Raw genomic sequence first — 9733 nt, 5'->3', positions numbered from 1 at the left:
GATAATTATACAGTGGACGATGCATAAAATCTGTCCATTTTATCAGCATACGAGCAGGTGGAAAAGAAGTTGTCACCAGTGACAGAAACACAGGATTCTACTGTGTTATAATGACCAGGAAGTAATTAGTTACCGTAGTGACTTCCTAAAAAGGTGTGGATTTTCCACACCTTTTTTGGTTTTAATGTATTCTCATTTTTGAAAATTTCACAAATTATAAAAACGATAATATCAAGACTATGAGAGCTATACCAATTTTTTAAACGAAAATTGAGCAAAGTACGTTTTAATAAAAAAAATGGCCACCCTAGATAAAATCTAAGGTAGCCATTTTTACTTTGGGTAACAGCTATTATGTCAACTAGGAGTATAGATCCATATTTTTTTCTTCTTGGTAATTTTTTTCTATCGTTTCAGTAAAATCATTTAAAACTTTTTGGTATGCTAGTTTTACTTTGTCTTCATTGAACATTTGTTTATCAGGATAAATATTTGGAGAAGTTTGGCCAAAAATTTTTAATTCTTCCCTTATTTTTGGAATGGCTGTGTACGGAATATTGATTTTAATAATTTCTTTTTGCATTAGTGTAAGAAAATCCATTGACCATCTGTAAGGAGATCCACCGAAAGCCACAAAGTTTCCAGATTGACGAGAAACGCGGGGATTATTTTTAGATGCTGTAAAACAGAAGAAGATTTCATTCTTCATTAACCTTAGAATTTTTTTAGAATCTTTGTTAGCGTCTAAAACATCATTAATTTCAGGGATTACTTTATTGACAGATTTTGGATTGATAATCCAAATCGAACAGCAGTCTCTTGGTTCCGACTCGTCCTTTTCTTCTTCATCTAATGAGTAGAGTGGCTTGTTCGTGTTGACACCGTCGATTGCAAAAAATAATGCGACTAAAGGGTCGGTCGTCCAGTCCAGTAAATATGTGGGAAGACCATAATGTTGTGCAAACTGCAGCCATTCCAGGTCATTACCTGGTTTTTGATAATGCAAAGCACTAAGCTCTTTCGCCCAAATATTTTTAAAACTATTTAATAGCTGCGTTTGATCGGGAAATCGTATGAACTCTCCTCCACCTGACCTAAAATTAGCTAAGCGTGGTCTTACCGGATTCCCATGAATATGCGTTGTTAGTGCGTATCGATATATTCCAGGTATGAGAGTGAAACAAGCTTGGTTTTGGCCACGATACCAAAGGTCAGTTCCTAATTTGTTTTGTGCATACATCAGTCTTCTTATAAGCTGATTACAATTTTCTACGTAAAAAGATTTGTACATTGTCTAAATATCCTTTTAAATTAATCTTTTTGATTTAAAATGCCTAGAATTTGTTTTATTCCTTGAATCAATATATCAAAAAAACAATTATTTTTTTTATTATTTGTTTTTAATAATGATTGCCAATCTATTGTTGAGTTCAGTATTTTTTAACTTTAGATTTTTAAGTATATTATTCTTGACGAACGGGATAAATTTAATCCCATTGTCCCTCACTAAAGTGAGGGCTTTTTTATTGAAAAAAGGTGGAAATGCGTAAAATAACGGGAAAAAAACATAGTAGGGGTAGCAAACAAATTATAGAGGTTACTTATGCTACGAAAAACTTACTACGTAGCCCAGGGAGAATACACTGGGAAACAATATTTTTATGGAAAAGATAAAGCTGATCTCCATCGACAGCTTCAGAAGGCTTTTCCGATTGTGAAGGGGTATAGTGGCCGCCCGGCACTTCCTGAGGCGATGTGGTTGCTCGAATACGATAATGAAACGGGAGGGTTAGTATGAGCCTTCTATTCAACATTATTACTTTCTGCCGACCTTTTTTCCTTTTTTCTTTAGAGAGTCTTTTAGGCTTATTTTTTGTTATTGGTTTTTCTAAACTTTCCCAGGTCAAAAGTAAACGCGATCCGTATTTTGGAAGGCGTGTTTTCCAAAAGGGAAGCCCAGCATGGGTGAGCAAGAACATGCTATTTATCACATGGTTTTCGATGGTCATTACCAACTTTTTCATTATCGTTTATTGGTCATTTTATACAGAAGTTGTTGGAGTTAATCGGGGATCGATTAATGATCAATTCGGACGTGTCTCGGGAGAAATCCTTAATTACATTAATCCATTTAACTGGGCTACTGTTTTAGAGCCACTCCCGCATATTACTTATGAAAATGCACTTGTATGGCGAATTGTTTTTGTTGCATTTATGATAGTTGGCCAGATTGGTGTCTATCGTTCATGGAAGAATATCAAGAATGAACAAGCTGATGAATTTGGTGGGGCAAGCTTCACAGAGCCTTATGAATTGAAGCAGCAATACCAAGCAGTTCCAGACCGTGGGGAGACATTTGAAGGTTATGGATCAGTCCCTGCTGGCCACAAGTTTAATTGGAATAGGGAAGGATTGAAGCTATATTTTGCAACGGCACTTCCCAAATTTGTCCCAAAACGTTTTCTTAAGTACAAGTCATCAGAACCTGGAGCTAAACAACCCAATCCTAGAAAGTTACCAGGCGTCTATTTTGTTGACTCTAAACCAACAAATACCATCATCAATGCTGACACCCGAGCAGGTAAAGGTAAAACCCTAGTAGAGCCGACTATTGACTTAGTTGCAAGAGGAGATAAAGATCAGTCTCTAATTGTTGGTGACTTGAAGGGTGAACTGTCCACAATGACTATGGAACTTCTTCTGAAGCACAATTACGATGTAAAAATAGCTAATTTTGATAATCTCAATTATTCCATGCCAATCAACTTGCTTTCGCAGACGATTTATTATGCAAAAAAAGGTAACTATCCTAAAGCACGGCTTAAAGTTAGTCAATTGGCCAATACCATTTTCCCAAGTGAAGATTCTGATGCCAAATCAAAGTTCTTTACAAATGGAGCTTCAGCCACATTTTCAGGATTAACATTAGCCACACTGTGGCTAATGAGGCGTGAAAATGATTGGGATAAGGTAACTATCGCTAACGTTGCTGAGATGCTTCAAGTGTTGGGAACAACAGAAGAATCAGTTAGTTCATCTACTGGCGAACGTATCTTGAAACCATCCAATGAAATCTCATTCCAGGATCGTCCGAAGCAAAAAAATAAATTGGACATGTTAGTCGATTGTTTCCGAATTATTCAGCAACAGAACATCGAAAAGGGTGAGTCTGATGTTTTGCTCGATATGGCCGTTTCTGCTTTTAATCAGTCTGGTATGGGTGGGTCTGAAACAAAAGGGAACATCTATGCCTCTATGTTTTCAGATATTGAAATTTTTACCTCTGATGTGAACGTGCGTAAATTAACTACAATCAATAACTTCCGATACTCTTCGATTGGTTTTCCAAGAGTAATGGAATTGCAACTTCCACATTATTTTGGCAATCGTAAAGCTGAAATTTCATTTACAGCGGGTGGTAAGGAGTATGTGGACTTAGTAATTGCCGATGAAATGGGTCTAATTCAGTATGCTATTGAACCGAAACTTGATGATGAAACCACTTTTAAGGTCAGCTTTAAACATTATGAAAATACCAAAAATTTGCAAGCTTTACCTCCTGACACGACCTTGACCGATAAATATATTACTATTCAGGCCTTCAAAAAGTACCGAGGAAGTGGGTTTGGGAGTCGTTCTAGGCATGAAAAAGATCCTTATACCGGATTAGACGTCATTGATGGATATCAGATTAAAAAAATTGATACTAATATTGAATCAAACCCAGTTTATGGTCCGTTAGAAATTAGTTTTGATTACTCTGAAAAGCGAACTGCCTTATTTGTTATTTTGCCACCGCTAAATGCCCAGTACAACCTGATTGCTATGTTCTTTATGGAACAACTTTATCAAGAAAATTATGATTGGGCACAACGCAACAAAAACAAAGTGATTAATCGAATGCACTTCTTAATGGATGAATTTGGTAACTTCCCTAAGTGGCCAAAGCTTGAAACAAAGTTGTCATCAGCTCTTGGGTACAATATCGAGTTCACTCTAGTGTTGCAGAACCTTGAGCAGTTAAAAGATGTATATGGAGAGCAGACGGCAGCAACCATTCGTGCTAACTCTTCTAACTTTGCTTATATTAAGTCGTCCTCCCAGGAAACCACTGAGGAGATTAGTAAGGCGCTTGGTAATCGAACCATCACTTATAGCACACAAGGTCAAAATACTGCTGATGGAGATAACCGAAATCGTCAAATTAAGGAGCAGCCTTTATTAAACCCAGAGCAGCTGCGTAACTTCCGACCAGGTCAAATGTTGTTTTTCAGAGCTGCCAAAAATAATGATATAAAGGGACACTTGGTAACAACTAATCCAATTTATGACTACGGATGGACTGGAATGCCTGCGTCTTACAATCTTTTACAAGGATATTTAAATCCGTCACCAGAATTGGCCAAAATTGAAGTTGATAGTCCGCAAAGGTACTTGAACTTGGATGATTATCGTATCGATTACCTAAACTTGTTTGATCAACTATATCTCGAAACACATCCACGTTATGCGGCTTGGTGGAACTTATATATGAATAAAGAAAGTGGGGGTTCAAAATGAGTAATTTATCACCGTTTCCTGGCACTGGTTTTGACGATTTTAATACAGATAATTGGTTAAAAAAAGCAGCCGATTGGTTAACGGGAAATGATAATGTAGTCACTTCTTCGAATAAATTGATAAAGTTTTATATTGATAGACAAGATTGGCTTCATCCAAATTCAAATATAATCAATAACGTTGAAGGATGGCTCCAAAATGGTTGGTACAACCTTTTGCATAGCTTAGCATCAGGGGTAGAGTATTTAATAAAAGCGGCTTTATTTCCGGTCTATGAGCTACCAAAGATGTTGATTGAGGATGGCAATTCAACATTGCATATTCTTTACTTTGCGGCAGTCGCTATCAGTTTCTCTTTAATGGGAATTTATGCCATTGTTTCAATGTTTGGTTTTATGGGATCCGGACAGAACGATGAGCTAAAAAGAAAGCTAAAAAATATTTTTGGTAATATGAGTTTAGTTCTTATTCTCCCACTGATTTTCTATGCTGGTGGGCAATTTATGAACAACCTAGTTGGTAGTGGATCCTCTAACATTGGATTAGCTGATACACCCTTAAAAACAAATACCTTGGATATGGAAAAATGGGCACTTGATGAATTTTCCACAGAGCCCTTCTCTGATGGAAATTCTTCATATAATCAGCTGGGTAAAAATCAAGTACCTGATTTTTCTAATTCAATTGATAAGGATGATGTAACTGCCTTAAACAAAGCCGGAGCAAAGAAGTCGGGCAAGAAGACCGACGATGTTGGAAGTGTTTTCAATTATAAACTGGATACAATAACCAACACGAGTGGAACTTCTGAAAATTACAAGCTTAATAAGCTAAGTTTGAAAAGTGGTTTTTTGCATGCGTTGGATGAAAGTTATAAAAGGTATAGAGTTCAAAATATTCCAGCGACTGGTGCTTTTCTCATCATTATTATTGTTGGTGGGCTCATGTCTGTTAAAATCATGCGAGCTTCAATCGGAATGTTTGGGAAGGTTGTTGTTGCTCCAGTAGTAGCCGGGCGTGACGCCGCCAATTCCGTTGAGGGAGTTAAAGGTACGATTAACGACCTCATTAATGGATGGCTAGGTATCTTCATGGATCTTTTTATGCTCCAAATATTTAGTAGTCTAGTTGGAACATTGCCTCAAAAAGTTGCAGGAAGTGTGGATGGGGCAGGTGGATTTATTCGAGGCATTATTTATCTCCTAGTCATGGGAATCCTCGCATTTGCCTGCTTTGACGGTTCTTCAGCGATTGAAAAGCAATTTGGCATGTCAGGTGGCGGTAAAGGACAGGGTGGCTTCCTAGGTCGTATGTCTGCTCCGGGTGTTGCATTGGGAGCATTGGCCGGTTCTGGAGCCACTAAGATAGCTGAAAAGTACAGACTTCGTCAAGAACAAGGTCGTGCTGCAGCAGAAGAAAAGGACGATCCATCAAGAAAGAATCCTGGCTTCTCTGACAGTGAAGAGGGAAAAAGGAAAGCCCAACAGCTCATTAATGGTGACTCTCAGGATAAAAGCAATCCTAATGATTCAGATGACAGACCTGATAGTCCTAAGAATCCTGAAAATTCCGAGAACCCTGATGGCCGTGGCGCCTCAGACAATTCTGGAGATTTAAAAGATTCTCAAAAGTCTAATGATTTTGGTAGGCGTGGTAAAGATGCCAAAGACAGAATGATGAAGATGGATGATAAGAAGAGTTCTGATGGTCCGGAATCTCGGGACCACAATAATTCTTCAGATGAACCTGGAGATTCAAAAAATTTGGAAAAGCCTAACGATTCAGATGAACGAGGGAATGAGGCTAAGAATAAGATGATGGAATTTGATAATTCCTCCCAAGAACAAGGAACTGAAAATAAAGGAAAATCTAACTACCAGCAGTCTCCCAGTGTTCAAGAACGAATGAACCGACTAGAACAATCTAATCGAACTCGTCTTCATCAAGAACGCATGCAGAATGTTAAACAGGATGCCGAACAGAAACAGGCTAAACATCGTATGCGTAGGCAAAGAGCCTTACAACGTCTTCGTCAACAACAAGAAGATCCACATAAAAGTGTTAAACAAAATAGGCGATAAATTAAAAGGTAGAACATGAATTGTTCTACCTTTTTGTTATTGGTATAATAAAGCTATTACAGAAGGGCAAATAGGCAAATATTATGATTAAAATGACGAAGGGTTTTTGGTTATTAATTTCTGGCATTGTGGTCATTGTAGTAGTTGGTGGTGGATATATTCTTCACAGAAGTTCAACAACTGCTAAAACAGAAGTCACGAATTCCAATTACGAATGGGAGAAGTCCCAGTTTAAGGTGAAAACAATTGCCGATGTTAAAAAGGCAGCTAAGACGAATAATGTACTTGTTCTTTTTACCAACGATTCAAATAAAAAAGAAATTAGTTCCGAAACAAAACAAGTTATTTTAGGTTTAGAGAAGAAGTATCCTCATCATATTCCTACGGTTATTACTGCGGGGTATGTCAAACCTACTGAATTCGGGTTATCTGTTAAGAATCGAGACAATACTCTTTATCCTACTGACATTCAAAAGTCACAACAGGGTGGGAATCACTATGGAGATGTTGCAATTGGTCTTGATAAGGGCTGGAATGGTGAAACTGAAGACCAAGCAGCCAACGGACAAGTCCAAACTGAAACTGGTACTTGGATTACTGAGGATAATAAAGTCGACCTTGCTGAACGATATTTTAGTAAAGGGCTTAATTCCCAAATGTATTGGTATAAAGAAAATAGCAAGTACTAATATTTGTATCAATATTAAAAATTACGGCAAACGGCAAAGACCTTCATCAGAAGGTCTTTTTTAATATAATCTGTAATCAAATATTTTGGCTCTTACTAACGTGAGGGCTTTTTTTATTGAAAAAAGGTGGAGATGCGTAAAATATCGCAAAAAGAACATAGTAGGGTTAGCAATATAAAGGAGTTTACCATGGCAAATAATAACTGGTCAGTGGCCGCTAAGGTCCGTAAGAATGTGACTTTTGGAAAATCAAAAATCAATTTTAAAGATATTTTTGTTGTTATTGGTTCAGGAATTATTGATTTTGTTTTGTATAAATTCTTTCCTGATAATCAATTTGGTTTAGCAATGTTAGCTATCCTGATCGTTTCAATCATGACGATCTATTTGTTAATGCGACCAAAAAATAATCCTGAGAGACGTAATTATGAGCTTTTCATGATTTGGCAACTTAACAGTTCACGCAGACGTAGAAAACAAAATTATAAAAAATTTAGCATGAAAGACTTGGAGAATTAATAATGCCCCTTGTAAATGAAAACGTTAAAAAGGTAAATAACCAGGTTTATGAGCCTGCTCCCTTTGATTTTAACGACAAATCGTTGAAAGGCAAGATGGATAGCATGGTGGCTTTCCTAGGATACAAAGGCCTTACTCACGATGTACACAACTACATTGCTTTAAAAGATGGTAGCTATGCTGAATTAGTTTTGGTTCGTGGCATGTCAATTGATGATTTAACTTATGAGCAAAGCAAAGAAGTTGTCAAATCAGCCGGTGAATTCTTTCGAGCGCAAAGTACAGGAACGGACATTAATTTTTTTGGGTATTCATTCAGGGTGAATACTAAAAAACAACAAAAGTCTTGGCAAAAGAATAAGAGTCTTCTGTTGGAAGCAATTGCTAAAGAAAGCGACTCACGAAAACGGCATCAATTGAATCGAAGACTTGAGATGGTCAATGGTGAAATTCATCGCTTGATTTTCGTTGAAAGTAACTTCTGGTCTCGTGAATTTTTAATGGCGGTTTTTGCCAAAAATAAGGGTCAACTTGAGAATAAGATGGCCACGTTGAGGAACTTATCGAGTAGTGAAAATGCACCTTTTAAGTTTCGTGGGCTAACTCGTAACGAAAAAGAAGCCCGTATGTATGCTTTAAATAATCCAGCTTCATATATCGGATAGGACAATTATGCAAAAACTATTTAAAGAGCCAATGGAGGCCAATGAATACGATTTTAGTACATTACTAAAAACACAGCCGAACGGTAATATTTCAATTCACAGTGACTATACAAAGTTGCCAAATGGATATGCACAAATCATGTATGTCCATGATGTTAAAGCACTTGAATTGCCTAATCATTGGTTAGCGCAATTAGCGACAATTCCAAATACAATTTTCATGCTCTCCACTGATGTTGAATCAACACAAGAATTTAACAAGAAGTTGAATCGAGCAGACTCGAATATTGAAGTTCATGATGACAATCTCACGGATGCTTACACTGGGTCAGGGGCAGAATTCGCTAGGCTAGCATACAGCATTAATCGTAATGATCAGAAGGCCATGAAGGTGTATATCCGTCTGATTGTCTATGCATCTACTAAACGAAAGCTACGACAAACATCCCGTGATATTGCTGCTAAATATTCGGATTTTAAATTTGCTACTTTGACAGAATTTCAATTTGATGAATGGCGTTCAATGTGGACACCAGCAAGTAAGCAACTAGATCAATTAACCGAGCGACAAGAAGGATTATCCATGTCTTCTGCCGATTTGGGAGGAGCCTATTGGCAGGACTCATCTTCTCAAGATGATGATTATGGAACAGTCATTGGGACTACCTCCACGGGCGGAGTTGCCATTTTTAATCCCTATCTGCGTGATGGACGTAACCGAACACGTCCGTTCTTAGGTTTCTTTGGCTCGGCAGGCTATGGAAAGTCAACCTTGCAGAAAATGTTGGTTGAGGATGCCTTTAAGCGGGGTCATCGAGTTGCAGCCTTTGACCCATCTGGTGAATATGCTGGAGTATCCAAGTATTCTGATGGAATTTCAGTCAAATTGAACGGAGAGGATGGTCTAATTAATCCTTTCCAAATATACAAGACGGTTACGGATGCTTCTGGAGAGAATGTTGATGTTGTTGGTTCATTCAACCAACATATTGAAAAATTATTAGCTCTATACGGTTTCATGTCGCAAGACTTGACCCAATCAGCACTTGCTGAAGATCGCATTGCCTTAAACGCCTTAATTACCGAATTCTATATTGATTTAGGTATGTGGACTGCAAACCCAACCCAGAACCCAGAACAGGTAAAGATATTCATTCCTGATCACGAGTATCCAACACTAAACAAGTTCATTCCGTTTTTGCGAGCAAAGAATCGTGCA

7 protein-coding genes are annotated in these 9733 nt (G+C 37.6%); 6 read left to right on the top strand and 1 reads right to left on the bottom strand.

Annotated features, from left to right (window positions below):
* Positions 1-361 precede the first annotated feature (361 nt).
* Complete coding sequence (locus tag IV71_RS07335) at positions 362-1240, bottom strand: FRG domain-containing protein (protein ID WP_158534698.1); 879 nt, start codon at positions 1238-1240, stop codon at positions 362-364.
* A 554-nt stretch (positions 1241-1794) separates the two neighbouring features.
* Between IV71_RS07335 and IV71_RS07325 the strand changes: the two genes are divergently transcribed.
* The 6 genes from IV71_RS07325 to IV71_RS07300 all read left to right on the top strand — a co-directional run.
* Positions 1795-4560, top strand: a complete 2766-nt coding sequence (locus IV71_RS07325) for a type IV secretory system conjugative DNA transfer family protein (RefSeq protein WP_010690520.1) — start codon at positions 1795-1797, stop codon at positions 4558-4560.
* A complete protein-coding gene (locus tag IV71_RS07320) occupies positions 4557-6641 on the top strand; it encodes a DUF8208 domain-containing protein (protein ID WP_010690519.1) in 2085 nt (694 codons plus the stop codon). Before IV71_RS07325 ends, IV71_RS07320 begins: the two co-directional genes overlap by 4 nt.
* A gap of 83 nt (positions 6642-6724) precedes the next feature.
* Positions 6725-7330, top strand: a complete 606-nt coding sequence (locus IV71_RS07315) for a hypothetical protein (RefSeq protein WP_056995066.1) — start codon at positions 6725-6727, stop codon at positions 7328-7330.
* Positions 7331-7519: 189 nt separating this feature from the next.
* Positions 7520-7849: a hypothetical protein gene (locus tag IV71_RS07310; RefSeq protein WP_010690516.1), complete on the top strand. Its 330-nt coding sequence runs from the start codon at positions 7520-7522 to the stop codon at positions 7847-7849.
* 2 nt (positions 7850-7851) lie between these two features.
* The gene (locus IV71_RS07305; protein WP_010690515.1) at positions 7852-8514 is read left to right on the top strand and encodes a hypothetical protein; all 663 of its coding nucleotides are present in this window, start codon (positions 7852-7854) and stop codon (positions 8512-8514) included.
* 7 nt (positions 8515-8521) lie between these two features.
* Positions 8522-9733, top strand: a 1212-nt coding sequence (locus tag IV71_RS07300) for a helicase HerA domain-containing protein (protein ID WP_156405652.1), incomplete at its 3' end; no start/stop codon positions are given.

The organism is Fructobacillus fructosus KCTC 3544 (genome assembly GCF_001438695.1).
In the GTDB taxonomy this organism is placed as follows: domain Bacteria; phylum Bacillota; class Bacilli; order Lactobacillales; family Lactobacillaceae; genus Fructobacillus; species Fructobacillus fructosus.
The sequence above is the reverse complement of the archived record's forward strand: the minus strand, read 5'-3'. Positions and strand labels throughout refer to the sequence as shown.

Bases quoted from the DNA above. Each gene is read 5' to 3' on its own strand.
- IV71_RS07335 (WP_158534698.1), bottom strand. From the start codon at position 1,240: ATGTATGCACAAAACAAATTAGGAACTGACCTTTGGTATCGTGGCCAA.
- IV71_RS07325 (WP_010690520.1), top strand. From the start codon at position 1,795: ATGAGCCTTCTATTCAACATTATTACTTTCTGCCGACCTTTTTTCCTT.
- IV71_RS07320 (WP_010690519.1), top strand. From the start codon at position 4,557: ATGAGTAATTTATCACCGTTTCCTGGCACTGGTTTTGACGATTTTAAT.
- IV71_RS07315 (WP_056995066.1), top strand. From the start codon at position 6,725: ATGATTAAAATGACGAAGGGTTTTTGGTTATTAATTTCTGGCATTGTG.
- IV71_RS07310 (WP_010690516.1), top strand. From the start codon at position 7,520: ATGGCAAATAATAACTGGTCAGTGGCCGCTAAGGTCCGTAAGAATGTG.
- IV71_RS07305 (WP_010690515.1), top strand. From the start codon at position 7,852: ATGCCCCTTGTAAATGAAAACGTTAAAAAGGTAAATAACCAGGTTTAT.